The organism is Tolypothrix sp. VBCCA 56010, from assembly GCF_050875635.1.
Classification (GTDB): domain Bacteria; phylum Cyanobacteriota; class Cyanobacteriia; order Cyanobacteriales; family Nostocaceae; genus Hassallia.
Map to the genome: position 1 here is coordinate 20,571 of NZ_JBPAOH010000011.1, position 18,484 is coordinate 39,054.

Annotated in this window: 15 protein-coding genes; 1 reads left to right on the forward strand and 14 read right to left on the reverse strand. The window is 41.2% G+C overall.

The features are described from left to right. Positions 1–39: 39 nt before the first annotated feature. The 4 genes from AABK37_RS05815 to AABK37_RS05830 form a co-directional block, all read right to left on the reverse strand. Positions 40–912, reverse strand: coding sequence for a class I SAM-dependent methyltransferase (locus tag AABK37_RS05815; protein ID WP_432550653.1), 873 nt, complete (start codon positions 910–912; stop codon positions 40–42). Positions 913–1,056: 144 nt separating this feature from the next. Beyond that, positions 1,057–1,395, reverse strand: coding sequence for an acyl carrier protein (locus AABK37_RS05820; RefSeq protein WP_432550654.1), 339 nt, complete (start codon positions 1,393–1,395; stop codon positions 1,057–1,059). Between the two features lie 56 nt (positions 1,396–1,451). After that, the gene (locus tag AABK37_RS05825) at positions 1,452–2,423 is read right to left on the reverse strand and encodes an acyl-CoA desaturase (protein WP_432550655.1); all 972 of its coding nucleotides are present in this window, start codon (positions 2,421–2,423) and stop codon (positions 1,452–1,454) included. A gap of 27 nt (positions 2,424–2,450) precedes the next feature. Beyond that, positions 2,451–4,286, reverse strand: coding sequence for a fatty acyl-AMP ligase (locus AABK37_RS05830; RefSeq protein WP_432550656.1), 1,836 nt, complete (start codon positions 4,284–4,286; stop codon positions 2,451–2,453). 1,076 nt (positions 4,287–5,362) lie between these two features. Here AABK37_RS05830 and AABK37_RS05835 point away from each other — a divergent pair. Beyond that, positions 5,363–5,578 (forward strand): hypothetical protein, encoded by a 216-nt coding sequence (locus AABK37_RS05835; protein WP_432550657.1) that lies wholly within the window; start codon positions 5,363–5,365, stop codon positions 5,576–5,578. Positions 5,579–5,862: 284 nt separating this feature from the next. Here the strand turns inward: AABK37_RS05835 and AABK37_RS05840 are convergent, their stop codons facing one another. The 10 genes from AABK37_RS05840 to AABK37_RS05885 all read right to left on the reverse strand — a co-directional run bounded on the left by AABK37_RS05840 (position 5,863) and on the right by AABK37_RS05885 (position 18,441). Beyond that, positions 5,863–6,198 (reverse strand): hypothetical protein, encoded by a 336-nt coding sequence (locus AABK37_RS05840; protein ID WP_432550658.1) that lies wholly within the window; start codon positions 6,196–6,198, stop codon positions 5,863–5,865. A 35-nt stretch (positions 6,199–6,233) separates the two neighbouring features. Next, on the reverse strand, positions 6,234–6,875 hold the full coding sequence (locus AABK37_RS05845; protein WP_432550659.1) for a GNAT family N-acetyltransferase: 642 nt from the start codon (positions 6,873–6,875) through the stop codon (positions 6,234–6,236). Positions 6,876–6,894: 19 nt separating this feature from the next. Beyond that, a complete protein-coding gene (locus AABK37_RS05850) occupies positions 6,895–8,400 on the reverse strand; it encodes an aspartate aminotransferase family protein (RefSeq protein WP_432550660.1) in 1,506 nt (501 codons plus the stop codon). Between the two features lie 148 nt (positions 8,401–8,548). Beyond that, positions 8,549–9,313, reverse strand: coding sequence for a class I SAM-dependent DNA methyltransferase (locus AABK37_RS05855; protein ID WP_432550661.1), 765 nt, complete (start codon positions 9,311–9,313; stop codon positions 8,549–8,551). Between the two features lie 190 nt (positions 9,314–9,503). Continuing rightward, the gene (locus AABK37_RS05860) at positions 9,504–9,809 is read right to left on the reverse strand and encodes a cupin-like domain-containing protein (protein WP_432550662.1); all 306 of its coding nucleotides are present in this window, start codon (positions 9,807–9,809) and stop codon (positions 9,504–9,506) included. Then, positions 9,722–10,120, reverse strand: coding sequence for a cupin-like domain-containing protein (locus tag AABK37_RS05865; protein WP_432550663.1), 399 nt, complete (start codon positions 10,118–10,120; stop codon positions 9,722–9,724). The genes AABK37_RS05860 and AABK37_RS05865 overlap by 88 nt, the downstream gene beginning before the upstream one ends. A gap of 105 nt (positions 10,121–10,225) precedes the next feature. Continuing rightward, positions 10,226–11,149 (reverse strand): cupin-like domain-containing protein, encoded by a 924-nt coding sequence (locus tag AABK37_RS05870; protein ID WP_432550664.1) that lies wholly within the window; start codon positions 11,147–11,149, stop codon positions 10,226–10,228. An 82-nt stretch (positions 11,150–11,231) separates the two neighbouring features. Then, positions 11,232–12,104, reverse strand: coding sequence for a TauD/TfdA dioxygenase family protein (locus tag AABK37_RS05875; RefSeq protein ID WP_432550665.1), 873 nt, complete (start codon positions 12,102–12,104; stop codon positions 11,232–11,234). A gap of 143 nt (positions 12,105–12,247) precedes the next feature. Further along, positions 12,248–17,668 (reverse strand): SDR family NAD(P)-dependent oxidoreductase, encoded by a 5,421-nt coding sequence (locus tag AABK37_RS05880; RefSeq protein WP_432550666.1) that lies wholly within the window; start codon positions 17,666–17,668, stop codon positions 12,248–12,250. An 11-nt stretch (positions 17,669–17,679) separates the two neighbouring features. Then, on the reverse strand, positions 17,680–18,441 hold the full coding sequence (locus AABK37_RS05885) for a class I SAM-dependent methyltransferase (protein WP_432550667.1): 762 nt from the start codon (positions 18,439–18,441) through the stop codon (positions 17,680–17,682). Between the last annotated feature and the right edge of the window lie 43 nt (positions 18,442–18,484).

Here is an 18,484-nt window from a genome sequence, read left to right on the forward strand (position 1 = left end):
CGTATCATTACTAATGTGCTAGCCAATTAAGGACGAGGACTAATTACGAGGGTTGTCAATGCGGCGCATGGAAATTCGCAATAGGTCCATAGTTCCTATGTGGAAACCAATCTTACAAAAGTTGAGATATTTTTCATATTTGGCAACTACTTCCTCTCCAACCAGTTTGACTGCTTGTTCCCTGTTCGCTTTTAGCCTATTGAGCCAAACTTTGAGTGTGCGTTCGTAATGTTCGCGATCGTTTTGAAGTGTGACAATCTCGAAAACCCGTTCGCTCGCTTTGGCGATGTCTGCAATAGTTGGTAAATCTGATTCGGGGAATATATCATCGCCGATGAACTTGCTCATGTCTTGTTTGCGACAGTTACCATGAGCGATTGTTTGAAGCGATACCCAACCTCCTGGTTTCAGCCAGTCGTGACAGCGCTGGAAAAATGTACGATAGCCCTCTATTTTCTGAGATTCGGAAAAGTCCGGTTTAGCAAAGTGCTCGAAGGCACCAATGGAAATTATTGCATCGTAAGGTTCTTTTGGGGAATGGTCTGACCAGCTCTCTAACTTAACTTCAATTTGTGGATGGTTCAACGACGCAATCCAGTCTGCCTGTGCCTTGCTCAAGGTTAGACCAACACCGTGCTCAACACCATAGATTTCCACAAGGCGCTTTAATGTGGAACCCCAGCCGCAACCCACATCTAAAACTCGTTTGGCACCCTTTGCTCTAGCCCGCTCAATATGAAAGTCAATTTTTCTTAACTGCGCTAATTCGAGATCATCGTTTTCTTCCCAAAGTGCAGACGAATAAGTGTTTGTGCTATCAAGCCAAATTCGATAAAAATCGTTACTCACATCATAATGATGCTGAATTGCCTCTACCGATGCACCAGGATTTTGAGTTTTCACAGAATTCATAGCAATGTCCTCCCTTTGACAAGCTGATTGACCTGATTGTTACTGATTTCAAAAACCCAGCATTAGGGCGCAAACCGCCTCACGCTCCAAACTACCGCACGCTTATTGCCAAGAAATGGTGAGGGGGTATATGCCTGATGAGGCTTACACCTTTACTTTCAATTCCTCAGCTAAATGCCGCGCCAGACCCTCAATGGTAGGGTAATCGTAGAGTAAAGTAGGATCGATTTCACATCCAAGCCAGTCCTCTAAGTCACCACTCAGACTTACTGCTGCTGAGGAATCCAGACCGTAGCGCTCGAAGGGAATCGTGACATCAATATCATTTGAGTTAATTTCTAGTTGTTCTGCCAGATGGGAGACAAGCCAGACTTGAATTTCTGTTGCAGTCGGCGGTTGCTTTTGTGCATTTTTTTTCGCATCGGCATTGTTATTTCCAGAAATCGCAGGCATCTGGTTAACTTCAACATTCTGTATTTCCATTGATTGTGCCTCTAGAGGTTTAACAAAGACGTTTCTTCACAAAGCGGTTGAAAGTACTAGGCGATTTTTTTGGCTTCTTTTTTGGCTTTTATCATGCCTGCTGTGGGAGACTTGACATCCCAGGCTAGACCAATCATTTCAAGAACTCGAATTACCCAGTAACCGAGGTCAATTTGCCACCATGAGAGTCCGAACTTTGCTGAGTTTGGAAAAGCATGATGGTTGTTGTGCCACGCTTCGCCACTAGTGGGAATGGCTAGCCAGATATTGTTCCTACTCCAATCGTCGGTATTAAAGGGACGGGTGCCAAAAAGATGGGTGATTGAGTTAATGCTGTTGGTAGCCTGATATGTGAGGAACAAGCGGACAAGACCACCCCACAAAAATCCTGATAAAACACCCATCCAAGTCTTGGTCAAAATTCCGCCTAAGATAGCAGGGATGAATAGACCCAGAAGTACCCAAACGTAGTAAAGCTGGTTGACTTTGGAGATGACAGGATCTCGAAGCAAGTCTTTGGCGAATAGAAAAGTATTAGTGATTTCCTGGGTAAACGTCCAGCCAACGTGGGAATGCCATAAACCCTGGAGAAAACCTAGCTGTTCATCATCCTTGACATATGGAGAATGGCTATCCCCAGATTCATCGCTGAACTGGTGATGACGCCGATGAGTGCTCACCCAAAAAATGACCGGACCTTGGCAAGCCATAGACCCCAAAATGGCGAGTATAACTCTAACCCAAGTGTGAGTCTTAAAGGTGCAGTGCGAAAACTGCCGATGAAAACCCACACTAATCGCAGTCACGGTCAAGACATACATGCCGATCAATAGCCCTACTTCTATTGGACTAATTCCCGAACGCGAGGCTATGGCAATTGCTACTACTGTTCCAAGTAAAGGAATTAAGACACTAGCCAAGGCATGAAGTTGCTGTGGAGTTTTCAGGCGATCGCTTTTGATTGTTATTTTCTGCTTATGAGGTGAACTCACAAAAGCTTCATCTGTGCTATCTAAATACATCGTCATTGGTTTATTCTTATTGCTTTTGAGTGTTCACAAACTTTGATTTACTGCCATAGTTTTTGTTGCTTGCGTTTCTTGCAGTTGTTGCAATAAAGAATCAACTTCACTATCCAAATGCAGGAATTTCGTTTTGTTCTGAGGATTCTCACTCCAATCTTGCACCACATCTAAACTTCCACTTACAAAACCAGATCGACAAGCATGACGCTGAATTTTATTACTGGAAGTTTTGCAAATAGTGCCAGTCCTAACTAATACCGCAGCATAAATTTGGAGACCGTGGTGCGTCGCTACGCTGTGGCGGATATTTCCAACTACCTCATTCACATCGAGTTTTCGCAGGTAAGAGCGCTCCACCTCATGAACAATTACCAGTCGTTCTTCACCCTTTACCTCTACCGCAAACGCTGCCCCGCAACCACGCCGCAGTGCCGGATGACTTTTCTCTACGGTCAGTTCAATGTCTTGGGGATAATGGTTTTGCCCTCGGATGATAATAACATCTTTGATGCGCCCTGTGACAAACAACTCGCCATCCTGCAAGAATCCCAAGTCGCCCGTCCGCAGGAAGGGTCCTTCTTCTGTGTCTAGCAGTTGCGCTTGAAAGGTTTGCTTTGTTTGCTCTAGTTTATGCCAATAGCCCTGTGCCACAGAAGGACCTGATACCCAAATTTCACCTATCTCATTGGGCTTACAGCGGGTCATTGTTTCTGGATTGGCAATGACAACCTTTATGTCTTGCAAGGCTTGACCGCAACCAACCACTGTTTGGCTGCCGGATTTCTCCTTGCTAGCTGTAACTACCCGATTTTGCTCTAGCGCTTCTTTTTGAACGTTTTGCAGGACTGGCGCGGCGCTTGCATAACCACCAGAAACGATCAGAGTCGTTTCTGCCATGCCGTAACACGGGTAGAATGCCTCGCGGCGGAAGCCACAAGGCGCAAAAGCCTCTACAAAACGCTCCATAGTTTCGGGGCGTATCTGTTCGGCTCCGTTGAAAGCCACCTGCCAGCTACTGAGGTCGAGAGTCGCCCGCTCTTCCTCCGTAATCTTGTTCACGCATAGCTCGTAAGCAAAACTAGGTCCGCCGCTGGTGGTGCCTTTATATTGAGATATTGCCGTCAGCCAGCGCAAAGGCTTTTGTAGGAAGTTTTCCGGCGACATAAGTATGACGGGGAATCCACCATAGAGAGGCTGTAAGACTCCACCAATCAATCCCATATCATGGTAAGGAGGCAGCCATATAACTCCTTTGCTGTTGGGGGTATGCTCAAAACCCTTATGGATCAGAGTTGAATTGTGCAGCAAATTGCCGTGACTTACCATCACCCCTTTTGGTGTTCCGGTAGAACCTGAGGTATACTGGAGAAAAGCTAGGGCACTGCTTTCCAAGGCTGTTTTCTGCCATGACTCCGCCTGATGTTCGTCAATGTTGTCAGTAGCCAAACAGTCCAATCTGGCTAGTTCTGGATTCTCGGCAAACCGACTCTCGATGTTACTCAATAGAGCTTCTGTGGTGAGTAACACCTGAGGTTGGGCATCTGCGACAATCGCCTCGATTCGGGACATTTTTTGATTGCGCCTGGGTGGATAAGCGGGAACAGCCACAACAGAAGCGTACAGACATCCGAAAAAGGCGGCAATGAATTCCAGACCGGATGGATATAGCAGTAAAGCTCGTTGTCCGGTAGCTCCTATGCTCTGGAGTTTCGCCGCGATCGCCCGTGCCTGACGATCCAATTCTGCATAAGTTAGACTACTTAATTCTGTGTCTGCATCTTTTATAAAGGTATAAGCTCTTTGGTCTTGCTGCTGTTGCGACCTTTCTCTCAAGACATCTACCAAACTAGAAAATTCTCGTAACATTTCTTTTGAATACTCCTAATTATTAGACAGGTGGATTTTGATGAAATGTTTTCGTCTGAAGTTATCAGATTAGCGATCGCTCACTTTAATGAATGCTGAAAATGATGCTTTGAACTTCAGTTCATCGAATTTTTACTTGATTTACAGTGTACCAAGCGCTACTCCGTTTGGAGGCTCTTTTAATAACTTTGCTACGCTAACCCCGTATATTCACTTAAGCATAATTTATCTGATTATGTTCTCTAGTATCCATTCTTTACTGAAAATATACATAAACTTTATATAACCCTTTAATCTTTAAATAACCCAATCGTGGGTAATATATTGTTTATCGTAGAAAATGCACCATGAGCGTAATTGTACTAAGACTATCCTTACTGAAAGCTCTACACTTAAGTACTTAGCAATAATTATACTCAATATTATTTGTATTTTAAAATACTCTTAGTTTGTCGCTTGATGACTTCATAATAGACCCCGTCCGCGCAACCAGGGGGACTAATTAATAATATGCCACGGTTATATTTCTGGAAAATCTAGTCTGAATCCCCGCAACGGTGTTTTTTTTCTCTCATAAAACATTTACATTCCTATACAACTGAGTTTTATTGAAACTACACGATTTGTCAACATTAATTTGTAATCTCTTTCTAAAGAGAATAACCAAATCCATCACAACTGCTATAAACTAGCGAGACTTTAATAAGTTAAACTAATACATTGTTAAGTATCTAAAAATACATTAACCCTAGAAATAATACATGCATAGGTTCATCAAAAGCATCGTCAGCCTACATTTAGTTACTTTCTGAACATTATCTACCAACTACTTTTGCAGATGTTCTTACATATGCTAAAATTCACACGCAAAACAAAGAAGATTTTAAACATTAGATAAAGATTAGAAGCTGGCAAGGCAGATTTATAAAGATTAAATGAAATTATAATAATTAATATTTATATCTTTCTCAAGATATATGAGGAAAAAATTATTTTTATTTCTCAAGATAGATATCTAAAACAATCAAAAAAAGATAATAATTTCTAAATATCAAAGAAAAAAGCCAAACAGAAAAATGTATCAGGCAAAGCAAACGGCAACTAAAGCTGACAATGAAGCAAAAAAATGGGAGCAGGAAGAGGAACTGGATGATGCAGATTTAATGACTGTGGTAGGTGGGTTTTTGGATGTAAGTAATAACAATGTGTACATCCCTATTGGTGGACTTACATTACTGGGAGGAGGTTCGGGAGGATCTGGAGGTCCGGTATTTTCCAATTCTAAGGATTAAATGGACTTAGGGGCTTACTCGACAATGCTTTCCACAATGGTCAGTTACTAATTTGTATTGACGAAGCCCACATTCATCTTGATAGCGATGAAGGCTATGGTTAGTCAATTAAAGGGAACATTTTTGGGTTGTTCTAATTCTCCAGGAAGACTCTTTCAAAGCGGTTGCTGTTTTATAAAGTCGCAGACTTGCTTCAAGGGGATATTCCCCTTCCGACAATCTTTGCACTAACTCGCTCATAAAAGTCTTTCCTGAAACTGGGGTGCTTTTTTTAAGCCAAATACCTATGAATGATCTGTGTCTTTACCTGCGGATGTTTGTACCTGCACAGGTTCGTAAACTGGAATATCGAACAAAAGTGTATTTTTACAGAACTTTTGCCATTCAAGTGTTATATTGTCAAAAATGATATTTTCATCCTTAAAAATACCATCTGTGACTACATAGTTTTCTTGCAGATAAAGAAAGTCATCATCAGTCAGCACCCGATTAACTTCGACTTCCTTACCATCGACTTGTTGCTTTTCTTTTCTTGTATTTTCTGAATGCTCAGTCCACTGACTGAACTCACGTAATTTTTTGAGTGAGTAAGCTTTGCAGTATTTTCCCATTGTTGCCATAGTTTTACTTCCTTTATCCAGTCAAAAAGTATGGGCTAAACATCCTTAACGTAGGAAATCCAAGTGTAGAGCTTATAAAAGCCAACGGATTCGTAAAGCTGCAAAGCACCATTCGGGTTATTAAAATAGACTGACAGCTTTGCCATATCCGCACCAGCAGCTTGCAGGTGACGCATTCCAAAAAGCAACATTGCACGTCCCAGCCCTATGCGGCGAAAACCACGTCTTGTACCAAGTTCGTCGATCCAGCCTTCGTTGTGTCCAGTGCGAATATTACTCTCTGAGTTAATTATGCACTTGCAGCAGGCCGCAAAAGTACCATCAGGAGCGATCGCCACCAGATCCAAATCGGGTCTGTATGTAGGGTGACTCCGCAGGTATTTGTAATGTTCGACCGTTAAGTCATGGTGATTCCAGGCATCGATAAAAGACTGGTTGTGCATTTCTACCCATGCTTCGGCATCCTGTTGAGGTTTAACTTGGCGGAGGGTGAAATTTGCTGGGAACTGCGGTTCTGGGATGGGTTCTTTAAGCGATCGCCTCATTGTCAACAAGTAACGGTCAGACTTGAAACCACTACTTTCCAGCAGAGCAATAAAATCTGCTTTGTCATCACGAGCGGATGCATGCAGTTTAACAGTTTTGCCCTGATAAGAGCGGATTGTTAGACTAATCATCAATTGCTCCCAATAGCTTTTATGTTTTAGCCGATTTGTCAGAGGGACTGGGCAAGAAACCTCCGTCTTGCAGTTCCCTTACACTATCCTTAATAGCCTGAATAATGAAATCAAGGTCTTCATCTGTATGGGTTGTGGATAGTGCATGTAATGACGATCGCAGGTAAACTCCTTTATCGAGAAGGTGATGATATAGTAATAAATTTATCATCTGCATCTTCTCTAAAGAATCCGAATTAGCTTTATAGGCTGAATTTCCAAAACGAACAGAGTTAAATATTGAACCAAAATTCGCAAGTCTGATGGGTATTTCATCAGCTTCAAAGTAAGTATTCAGCGTTTTAACGAACTGCGATGTGCGTTGATTCAACTGTTGCTGAAGGGCAGGTCCTTCACTCTTAAGACGCTTTAGTACAGCTCGTGCAGCAGCCATAGCTAACGGATGCTTACAGAAGGTGCCAGAAAAAAATGTCATTTCTGCCTCTGGCTGAGGATAAGATAAATCCCCATAGTTCCACATACCACCGTCGATTTTATCCATGTAGGTAGCCGATCCTGCGATGATACCAATTGGCATACCGCCACCGACAATCTTTCCGTAAGTAGCTATATCGGCTTTAATACCAAACCAAGCCTGTGCGCCACCTAAATGAACCCGGAAGCCAGTAATTATTTCATCAAATATTAAAACTATCCCTGATTTTCTTGTCAATTGCCTCAGTTGCTGGAGAAACTCTTTAGGCTGTAAGTCTGGTCGGCTACTCTGTACTGGTTCAACGATAACAGCTGCTAATTCGTGCTCATGCGCTTTTATGATTTCAAGCGACTGAGGATTTACATAGTCTAGAACTAAAACATCAAGAGCAACATTTGGTGGTACTCCTGGATAACCTGGTACTGAATGTGGATAGCCGTCTGCTTTTTCTGCTTTAACTAGAGTGCCATCAGAATGTCCATGATAAGAGTCTGAAAACCGAACAATCTTATAGCGACCTGTTGCTGCTCGTGCCAAGCGTATTGCTGTCATTACAGCTTCTGTGCCTGTATTACTAAAGGTCACTCGCTCCATCCCCGTGAGTTCACTGACTAACTCAGCAACCTCACCAGCAAGATCTGATTGTGGTCCGAAGTGTATGCCTTGTTCAAGTCGCTGTTGGAGAGCTTCCTTAATAAAGGGGGGGTTGTGACCAAAGAGATTTACTCCAAACCCCATTACTATATCTATATATTCATTGCCATCGATATCCCAAACTCTAGAACCCAAAGCGTGCTTACCAATAACCGGATAAACCATCTCTTTTACAAGAGGGTAAAATCCTTCTAAACCTCTTGGGTCAGCCAGAACCGGACGATAGGCTTGCGTGAGTTGTTTTGAGGTTTTTGTGCGCTTGGTGTAGCGTGCAATTAAAGTTTCTAAATGTTTCTGTTGACGGGAATTCAGGCTTCCTGTTGATATCTGTTCAGGAGATTGTATTGAATTAATCTGCGGCTGAGTTTCTTGTAAGTTAGATTCTTTGGTTTTCATAAAATTGTATGTTTATTGACTTGAGGGGAAAAAATAGCGAGTCACAAAATGAAATATTTTTCCTACCTCTTTGGCTGTACCTGGTCTACGTCATAGTCTGTAAAGATGGACAGTAGTAATGAATTTACGGCAAATTTATACTGAGTATTCAACTTTGTTTACGACAAACAAAGCAGACCATATCAGCTTCTGTAATTAATCCTAAATCAAGTTGTAAATCATAGACAATAACTTCTGTAAAGCCGACATTCTCTAAAGATGACTGAACTTCATCCTTTGAATAACTCATGAGTGAAAAACTAGTATCTAGGCGTTTCCAGCAATCTCTTTCTCCTAATTGAAATGTCGTTACAAAAACTCGACATTCTTTGCTTTCTGGATGAGAAATGTTTTTCATAGCCCAAGCATAGTCATCTTTAACATCGCCTAATAAACGATTGTTCAAAGTGGAACTATATGCATCTTCTAGACGTAAGTCGAATACAAATATACCGTTACTATGAAGTGCGTTGTATACATTGTGAAAAGTACCTGTTAACTCTTTCAAATTCAGAATATGATTGAAACCTAAACCCATTGAAGAAACTGCATGGAAAGTAGGCGAAAACTCAAAGAAGCGCACATCGCTAAGAATCAATTTACAATTAGGTGCATTATGACCAGCATATTGCAACATTCTCTGGGAGCGATCAATTCCAGTCACCTGATAACCTTTATTTAGCAGCCATTGTGACAGTTCCCCCGTGCCACAACAAAGGTCAAGGATATTTGCTTTCTCAGGAATGTAAGGTAATAGTAATTTTTCTAAGGTTGGCAAGGCTATTTTGTTGTAACTTGGTCCCAAAGTCTCGTTATATATTCGGGCAAATGGTTCATCAAATTTGTTATAGCTAGTTGCTGAAGACGAAGACATAAAAGTTTTTCCTTGCTTTACGTATTGTTTTGCAACCCTATTATTACCAACGCAATGAAAAATGATTTATTCATAATTTTGACCAAAAAACCAGGTTTCGTTGGGCTGCAATAAGTAAATTATGGTTTTAAAAGACGTAAAAACTGGCTTTCTCAGTCTCGCGTTTTATTACTGAATCGATGTTCTAGTTTTATAGCAAACCAACAGCCAATAAAGCTCTGCCTAGGAACGGAAATTTCACAATTAGCGGAAAAAGATGACCTTTTATTGGATCCCTCTCTAAAATCTTTTGGCAAACTACTTCATAGTCCCATTCATTTAGTGTGTTGATAGCCAAACTGATTGTGTTTTCAAGGTTTTTTACATGATGCCACCAATCCGATGGTATGTAGAGCATTTCTCCCTGGTTTAGTATGCATTCCACTGGTTTGGCATTGGCGTAGAGTGGAAACTTTTGTAAGTCTGGGTTAAAGCAGTCAACTTGACCATTGTACAAATATTTTTCTTGACTGACCCGTACTGTGACCTGAAAAAATCCACAGTCCACTTTGTGGAGGCTTTCCAGTTTTTCATCGCATCAGTGATGATGACAGGCTTTCCAACAGATGCGTACTCCCTGACAAACTCCTCATACGAAAGGTTACTGCGACGCTCTACAAAATCAATTGGCGTCCATACCAACTTACATTTTTTGTACCGCATCCTCTGAACCAAATAGATAACTAAGGGTATGAGGAAAATAAATGTAATTGTGAAAAAACTCAACTCAATAATGTTGGAGAAAGAAAAAAGTGATTGTATAGTCATATCAAGTTTGATTGCTTTGTCTATAGATATTGATTGTTCACTTCTATTTTGAGCTTACTTTCAAGATGAATGGCACACTGGATGTAATAAGCTAAACCCTTAGTGTTAGAGCAAACCAACAGCCAATAAAGCTTTGCCTAGAAACGGAAATTTCACAATTAGCGGAAAAAGATGACCTTTTATTGGATTTTGCTCTAAAAAACCTTGACGAACTAATTCATAACTCCATTCATTCATCGTGTTGATAGCCAAGCCGATTGTGTTTTCGAGGTTTTTTAGATGATGCCACCAATCGGGCGGTATGTAGAGCATTTCTCCTTGGTTTAGTATGCATTCCACTGGTTTGGCATTGGCGTATAGTGGAAACTTTTGTAAGTCCGGGTTAAAGCAGTCAACTTGACCTTCGTACAAATATTTTTCTTGGTCTGGTGACAACAATACTACTTGCTTCTGCCCAGAAATCACAGCAACCCATGCATTATCATGACGGTGATCGCAGTGAAGACCTACCGATGTATTTTTCTGACCTATCTGGATGTCATAGGTATCGTTGATATATTTTTTAAAAATTTCTAATGGGATTTTTCTATACCAATCGTTGAAATATATTGGATCTTTGCAATCTTCCCAAAGTTCGGGATGATCGCCAACATGGAATTCCGATAGGTAGAGCAATTTGTCACAAGTACCACTAGTTATGACATCTATATAATCAGCAATATTCATTGACATGTAAGTTCGACTCCACATCTTAGTTTCAGCCTTATAATCCAATACAAAAGCCTCGTATGAGCCGTACTCTGACTTGAAGAAATCCATATTCCACTTCGTCAAAGCTTTCCAGTTTTTCATGGCATCAGTGATGATGACAGGCTTTCCAACAGATGCGTACTCTCGAACAAACTCTTCATATGAGAGGTTACTGCGACGTTCAACAGAATCAACTGGCGTCCATATCAACTTAGATTTGTTATTGTACCGCTGAGATTTGGAATTGCTAGTTTGAGAATAGCTAGTTGCTGAAGACATAAAAGGTTTATCCTTGTTGAATAATTAATGATAAATGACAGTTTCCTGGCGTTAATGTGCAAGTTAAATGTGAAACAGCTTATTAAAACTTAAGGTTACTTAGGGTAGTAAAAACTTGCCGTCGGTTATCGTTAAATGCTCCACGACCGTGTAGAAATCTTGAATTATCCATCATCACTAGATCGCCTGCTTGCCACGGTATCTTCTCCGTTAACTTGTCGAAGATTGTTTCAATTTCGTCAGCGACTTGATTAGAAGCTCTTGAACCGTCATCAAAAATTGCTTCTTCTGTTTTTTTCTGATATACCCAAAAGTGATTTGCAAATGCATTTTGGTGACTATATTTGTTTTTTACCACAGCTGAACAAATATATTCAATAGAAACAGTTTTATCATCGTTCAACTGATAACTTACACCGTCAAGACTGTCTAATATTCGCTTGATATCATCTATAGTGTTAGCATTTGAACCCAAAATCTTCTTCAATCTATCAACCGGAATCTTATTATAAGAAAACTTTAGTTGCTTGGAAAGAAATAACTCTTTCGACTCTTGACTTAGTTCCTCCCACACTCGGACACCATCCCAAAATAAAGTTTCGCCTTCTTGTTCGGCTGGGACAGTACAGCAAAACCAAATAACATCAGGTCGAAAGGGAAAACAAGAATTTTCGCAATGAGGAATAAGACTATCCGTCCCGCCATCTACAAAGTTGACAAACTTGTCAGAATCAATGCTTACTTTTGTAAAGTCTATGATATGTCTGTCACTAAATCGTTCTGAAAAATCTTTCATCTGCTTGGGAGTTACCCCAAAACCTCGAAAAAGAATAACTCCAGATGACTTGAATAGCTCCATAGTCTCTGCTACGGAGAGGTCAAGAATATTTTGGCAATCACTACTATATAGTATCTTTCCTGTGCTAGTGCCTAATGCTTCGATTTTACTGTTCATCGGATGAATCTCTCTGATTTTTTATAATTTGTCTGTTCATTTTTTAAATAATAATTACTGTTCAAATCAAATTCAAAAACTATCCAAGTTCCAAAAAAGTTATAAAAAACGATATTTTCTATATTGGAAAACCTCTGTTTTATTTAGGTTTGATTTAGAAAAACATTCAACTGCTCAACCACAACTTGTATATGAGGCTTGGTAATGATTGTGTAATGATTGCTAGGGATAGTAATAATCTCTATTGGTTCACATGAAAGTCCACCCCAAAATAAAGTGGGATTATGCAAATCATTAGATACTTCATCGCTAGCTTGAAAGTATACAATTTGGTTTGGATAAACTTGTGGTACATAACTCTGTAGAGCTAGTACGTTACTCTTAAAAACATTCAGAAGACAACGAAGCTGTTGAAGTTCAAAATCCGGAGGTAAGAGGTTAGCTATCCTTGCTTGCTTTAAAAAATAGTTCAACTGCTCGTCTTGCGTAAGTCCCTGAAGTTGGTCAACCGAACCTAATAGATTTTTCCCAGCAGACTGTGCCATATCCATAGCAAAATCAACTAATATTTTCACATCGTCGTACTCATCAATCTCTGCGGTTTTCTCGCTCTTAACTGGTGCTGGGCTATCTAGCATGGCAAGCATGGCAACTCGATCGCCATGTCTTAGTAACTGAGTTGCCATTTCAAAAGCTACAACACCACCCATAGACCAACCTCCGAGAAAATATGGACCATTCGGCTGAATCTCGCGCAGTGCTTTAATATACTGGGTCGCCATATCTTCTATTCGGGTGTAAGGCTGACATTCTCCATTCAAACCTAGTGCTTGCAGCCCGTAGAGTGGTTGATCTGAACTTAAATGAAGTGACAATTCATAGTAGCAGAGAATATTCCCACCTACTGGATGGACAAAAAACAGAGGTGGCTTGGAACCCTGAGGTTGAATCGCGACTAAAGGAGACAAGGTTTGGTTATTAGCTTGCTCGTGCAAAATACTCGCTAGATGTTTGATAGTTGATTTTTGGAAAAGAGCAGATAGTTGAATATTTTGCCCCAACTGTTTCTTAATTTTTGCCATGAGGTGTACAGCTAAAAGTGAGTGACCTCCAAGCTCAAAAAAGTCGTCGTGAATGCCTACCTGCTCAATACAAAGAATTTCTCGCCAAATGTCAGCAAGGGTTTGTTCAACATGAGTGCGGGGAGCAACATAATCATTTCCCAGATTAGGGCGGGGATGAAGTATTCTGCCAAGACTTGTTGATGCTAATTCCTCTTTTGTGTCTCCAGCAGAAGAGGTCTGCTCAATATCACGTAAAAATTCTAGCTTCAGCCATTGGTCGAATCTAGCTTGTAAATCTCCTGTGGAAACAACAACTTGAGTTATTTTATCACTTGTTAAGATACGTTGAAAAGCTTTTATACCTTCTTCTGGTGTGATGAATAATTCAGCTAATGTTGTTCTATTAGCTGTATTTTGTTCTTCTCCAAGTTGCCAGCGATCGCAATTAACACTAATCCAGGGAACAGGATTTGTTTGGTTTTGCTTGTGGACAAAAGTATCTACAAAGACGTTTGCTGCTGAATAAGCGGCGTACCCTAATCCTCCCAAAATCGATGACAAAGAAGATATCAACAGATAAAAATCAAGCTCTCTCGCTTGTAAAACTTTTTCTAGTACGAATAGTCCATTAGCTCTTGATTGAAATTGACACTGGCAATCAGTTTGACAAATTTCTTGAATAGATTTTTGTGAGTTGTCGCCGACAATCTCTGCTGCGTAAATAATACCATGTATGTCGCCAAAGTGATTTGTGACAAAAGCGATCGCACTTTGCATCTGTTCAAAGTTGGTCACATCCGCACTCAAAACTAAAACCTCGGCTCCTAACTCCTCTAACGCTTGGACTTCCCTAATTTTGCGGCTCATCTCATCTTGGTCATTATGAGTTGCCAGCCACCCTGACCACTCATCTTTTTCAGGAAAACTATTGTGTCCAATCAAGACCAGCTTTGCCTGCACTGTCTGAGCTAGATACTTCGCTAGTATCAGTCCAATATTTCCCAGACCTTCAGTAATTAAGTAGACTCCCCCTTTGCGTAATCTTGATATTTTTCCGTTAGCTTCTGACAATCGCACTGGCTCAAACGTTTGCACCCAACGATTTAAACCACGGTAGGCAATAACCAACTCAGAAGATTTAGTTTGTAGCTCGTCCAGCAAATAATCTACAAGTTTCTCCTCTTGCCAACTTCCTTGCCGTGGAAGAGCAACATCAATACTACGACAGCTGATGTTTGAGTATTCTTGAGGAATGACTTTAACAGGTCCAAGTACAGTCGCTTTCTCTGGGCACAACATTTCTTCTGCTGTCACTGACTGTATGTTGTTGGAGACAACCGTGATTTGAAATTCATCAGTCCAATTCTGTTTTCCAAGTGCCTGGGTGAGAAACAGCAGGCTGTAGAATCCCAAATATTGAGCGCTGTTAAAGCATTCAATTTCTGATTCTGCACAGTCGTCTGGTGTAACACTCCATAAATGAACAATTGTCTTGGGGATTTTGTTTTGTGCTAGAAGTTCATTGAGCAACGCATCGTAATCATTACTTTGTCTTGGATTGAGGGTATATAGGCGATCGCTTAGTTTGGAGAATTCTGACCCTCGATGGATTGCGATCGCCTCTTGACCTTGCTGTTCGAGTTTTTTCACCAGTTGAGAACCCAAGCCGCACTCATCGATAAACACAAGCGTGCAGGACTTTTGCTCTGCCAAATCTCCTTTACCCAGCAGCGCTAACGGCACGGATTGCTTCCAAAAAGGTAGGTAAAACCAGTCGGCGATATCTAACTTTTTACTCAGTGACACTTGCGTAGCGCGGACATCGCGTGGCTGTGCTTGTGGCGAAATCCAGTAACGTTGACGCTCAAATGGATATGTCGGTAGAGGGATGCGATGACGCTGTTCGTTGGCGTAAAAACCAGACCAGTCTACTTGAACTCCGAAAAGCCAGAGTTTACCTAAAGTATTAAGTAAAAATGCTACATCTGACTGTTGCTCCTGGGGATGGCGTATTGAAGTCAGCACCACTGGTTCCGAATTATAATGCTGTTTGGCAAAGGTACTCAATGTCCGTCCAGGACCAACCTCTAGCAAGATTCGCTCTGGTTCTTTAAGCAATTCAGTCATCCCTGAGCTAAAGCGCACAGTTTGTCGTAGATGTTTTGCCCAATAGTTCGGGTCTGTTGCTTGTGCTGTGGTAATCCAAGTACCAGTGACGTTGGAGATAAATGGAATTTTCGGGGGATTAAGCTTGACTTTTTGTATATATTGTGTATAAGGTTCGATGACGGAATCCATCATTTGGGAATGAAAGGCATGGGACGTATGCAGCTTTCGACAGCCTACGTCTTTCTCCAGTAGTTGCTGCTGCAATTGAGCGATCGCCTCTGTCGAACCGGAAACAACACATAACGAGGGACCATTGATTCCCGCAAGAGAAAGCTCTTTTCCAAGCAGGGGCTGCACTTGTTGTTCAGAAAGTTGAACGGAGAGCATAGCACCTTTTGGAAGTTCCTGCATGAGTTGCCCTCGGATCGCTACTAGCGCTAAAGCATCTTTGAGAGAGAAAACTCCAGCAAGAGTTGCTGCCACATATTCCCCAATGCTGTGACCAATCATCGCTTCTGGGCGGATGCCCCAAGCCATCCACAATTTGGATAAGGCGTACTCAATGACAAATAGCGCAGGCTGGGTAATAGAAGTTTGTTTTAATTGCTGTGTAGCTGTTTGGGTTTGTGCTTCGCTGGGATAGAGAATATCTCGTAAATCTAGCCCTAAGTGAGGTTTTAGTATCAGGCAGCAGCGATCAACTTCCTCAGTAAATTTGGGTTCGTGGTACAATTGCCGAGCCATATTCACGTACTGCGCTCCCTGTCCAGGAAACATAAATACGACAGGGTGATTGCAGGGCTGCTGGTAGTAGGTGAAAACTCGTTGAGGATCGAGAGAATGCAATGCCTCAACTGCATCATCAATTGTCTCACACACCAGTATCCGGCGATGGTTGAAAGTCTGACGTCCCACCGCAAGGGTGTAAGCCGCATCAGCCAGATTCAAATCGGGATGCTGCTTAAGATGATTTGCCAGATTTAGTGTGGCTGTTTCTAAAGCAGAGCTAGTTTTGGCAGACAGCATTAACAACTTATAAGTTCGCCCAGGACTAGACGCTTCGATAAAAGGAGCTTCTTCAACAATTACATGGGCGTTGGTTCCACCAAAACCAAGAGAAGTGATTCCAGCTCGGCGAGGAATTCCGTTTGTTTTCCATTCTGATAGTGCGGTACTAACATAGAAGGGACTGTTAGTAAAGTCGATCTGGGGATTGGGTTGCTCACAATGTAAGCTAGCTGGTATTTGTTTGTGTTTGAGAGCCAGAATTGTTTTTATTAAGCCCGCAATACCAGCAGCCGCATCCAGATGTCCAATGTTGGTTTTCACTGAAGCGATCGCACAGAAGCCCCGCTTTTGTGTACTGGTACGAAAAGCTTTTGTCAGAGCTTTAATTTCTATAGGATCGCCCAGTGGTGTTCCTGTCCCATGTGTTTCTACGTAAGTGATAGTATCAGCTTCTACCCCAGCAGCAGCTATGGCTTCTGCAATGACATCCGCTTGACGTTCTACACTGGGCGCTGTGAATCCAGCTTTCAAAGAACCGTCATTGTTGACGGCAGAACCTTTAATTATTGCATGAATGCGATCGCCATCAGCAACAGCATCTTTTAACCTCTTGAGAACCACAATTCCTACACCGCTACCAAAAATAGTTCCCTTTGCCTTAGCATCAAAAGCGCGGCAGTGTCCGTCAGGAGACAAAACCCCATCTTCTTGATAGAGATAGCCACTTTTTGGTTGCATATCCAATATCGAAATGCCACCCGCCAAAGCTATATCACATTCATAATTGAGCAAGCTTTGGCAAGCAACGTGGACAGCAACTAAAGAAGTGGAGCAGGAAGTTTGAATTGCATAACTTGGTCCAGTTAAATTTAATTTGAAAGAAACACGCATGGGAAGATAATCGGGATGATTTCCCAAACTAATTTCCACATCGCTGACTGATTCTCTGATATTGGGATTTGAATAAATATTGAATAAATAGTTACTTATAGTTGAACCAGCGTAAACCCCTATTGAACCAGAGTAGGTTTGGGGATCATAGCCAGCATTTTCAAGTGCAACACATGCACACTCTAAGAAAATGCGGTGTTGGGGGTCCATAATTTCAGCGTCCCTAGGGTTATAGCCGAAGAATGACGCATCAAACAAATCTATATGTTCTAGTGGAACTGCTGCTTTTACATAGTTGGGGTCACTTAGCGTAGCAGAGTCTATCCCCGCAGACTCTAATTCTTGAGCAGAAAAAAATGAAATTGATTCTACTCCGTCTCGTAGATTTTGCCAAAATTCTTCAATATTCTGTGCTTTAGGAAACCGTCCAGACAAACCGATAACAGCTATGTCAGCATCATCTACCTGATTAAAACTTTCTAAGTTGTTCATCACATCTAATTTTATGATTTTAGGGGTTTACGACAAACAAAGCAAGCTATTCCAGTCTCACCAGGTACTCCTAAATCACGTTCTTCATCATAGCTCCTAACATCCGTAAAGCCTACCTTTTCTAAGACAGACTGAATTTCTGTTGTAGAATAAGGTTTCGTTAGGAAAGTCACGTCTGAGCGCTGCCATTCTCCCTTGATTAATTGAAATTTAGTAAAGTTTTTTTGGGCTATTTTTTTTTCTGGATCGTATATATGACGATCAATCCAGGCAAAATCATCTTCAACACCACCGCTACTAGTAGGAACGCTCAAATTTAATAGATAATATTCTTCCAACATCAACTCAAATGCAAATAAACCGTTTTCTAGCAGTGCTACGTACAAGTTGTGGAAGACGCTTTCCATTTCCTCAATACTCATAGTATTGTTCAAGGAGTTACCTATTGAAACAGCTGCGTCAAAAGTAGGTGGTAATTTGAAGTAGCGTATGTCATCTAGTATAAATTCAACACTAGGTGCAATTTTACGAGCATAGCGCAAAAATTCCTCAGAGCCATCAAGTCCAGTTACTTGATATCCTTTTTTTAGCAGTGGTTGTGCTAAATATCCTCTTCCACAACAGAGGTCAAAAATGTGTGCTCCTTTAGGGAGTTCTTGTAAAATTAATTCTTCTAGCTTCGCCGCATAAGCTTCATATACTTCTTCATTTACAGAGGAGTAATAAATACGCTCAATAGCATCAAAATCGGAATAGCGAGTTTCTGAAGACATAAGCTGTTAAACTCCATTTAATTGTTAATTGCTTTCTCAATAT

Coding starts and splice junctions, on each gene's coding strand:
- AABK37_RS05815 (WP_432550653.1), bottom strand. CDS start 912: ATGAATTCTGTGAAAACTCAAAATCCTGGTGCATCGGTAGAGGCAATT.
- AABK37_RS05820 (WP_432550654.1), bottom strand. CDS start 1,395: ATGGAAATACAGAATGTTGAAGTTAACCAGATGCCTGCGATTTCTGGA.
- AABK37_RS05825 (WP_432550655.1), bottom strand. CDS start 2,423: ATGACGATGTATTTAGATAGCACAGATGAAGCTTTTGTGAGTTCACCT.
- AABK37_RS05830 (WP_432550656.1), bottom strand. CDS start 4,286: ATGTTACGAGAATTTTCTAGTTTGGTAGATGTCTTGAGAGAAAGGTCG.
- AABK37_RS05835 (WP_432550657.1), top strand. CDS start 5,363: ATGTATCAGGCAAAGCAAACGGCAACTAAAGCTGACAATGAAGCAAAA.
- AABK37_RS05840 (WP_432550658.1), bottom strand. CDS start 6,198: ATGGCAACAATGGGAAAATACTGCAAAGCTTACTCACTCAAAAAATTA.
- AABK37_RS05845 (WP_432550659.1), bottom strand. CDS start 6,875: ATGATTAGTCTAACAATCCGCTCTTATCAGGGCAAAACTGTTAAACTG.
- AABK37_RS05850 (WP_432550660.1), bottom strand. CDS start 8,400: ATGAAAACCAAAGAATCTAACTTACAAGAAACTCAGCCGCAGATTAAT.
- AABK37_RS05855 (WP_432550661.1), bottom strand. CDS start 9,313: ATGTCTTCGTCTTCAGCAACTAGCTATAACAAATTTGATGAACCATTT.
- AABK37_RS05865 (WP_432550663.1), bottom strand. CDS start 10,120: ATGACTATACAATCACTTTTTTCTTTCTCCAACATTATTGAGTTGAGT.
- AABK37_RS05870 (WP_432550664.1), bottom strand. CDS start 11,149: ATGTCTTCAGCAACTAGCTATTCTCAAACTAGCAATTCCAAATCTCAG.
- AABK37_RS05875 (WP_432550665.1), bottom strand. CDS start 12,104: ATGAACAGTAAAATCGAAGCATTAGGCACTAGCACAGGAAAGATACTA.
- AABK37_RS05880 (WP_432550666.1), bottom strand. CDS start 17,668: ATGAACAACTTAGAAAGTTTTAATCAGGTAGATGATGCTGACATAGCT.
- AABK37_RS05885 (WP_432550667.1), bottom strand. CDS start 18,441: ATGTCTTCAGAAACTCGCTATTCCGATTTTGATGCTATTGAGCGTATT.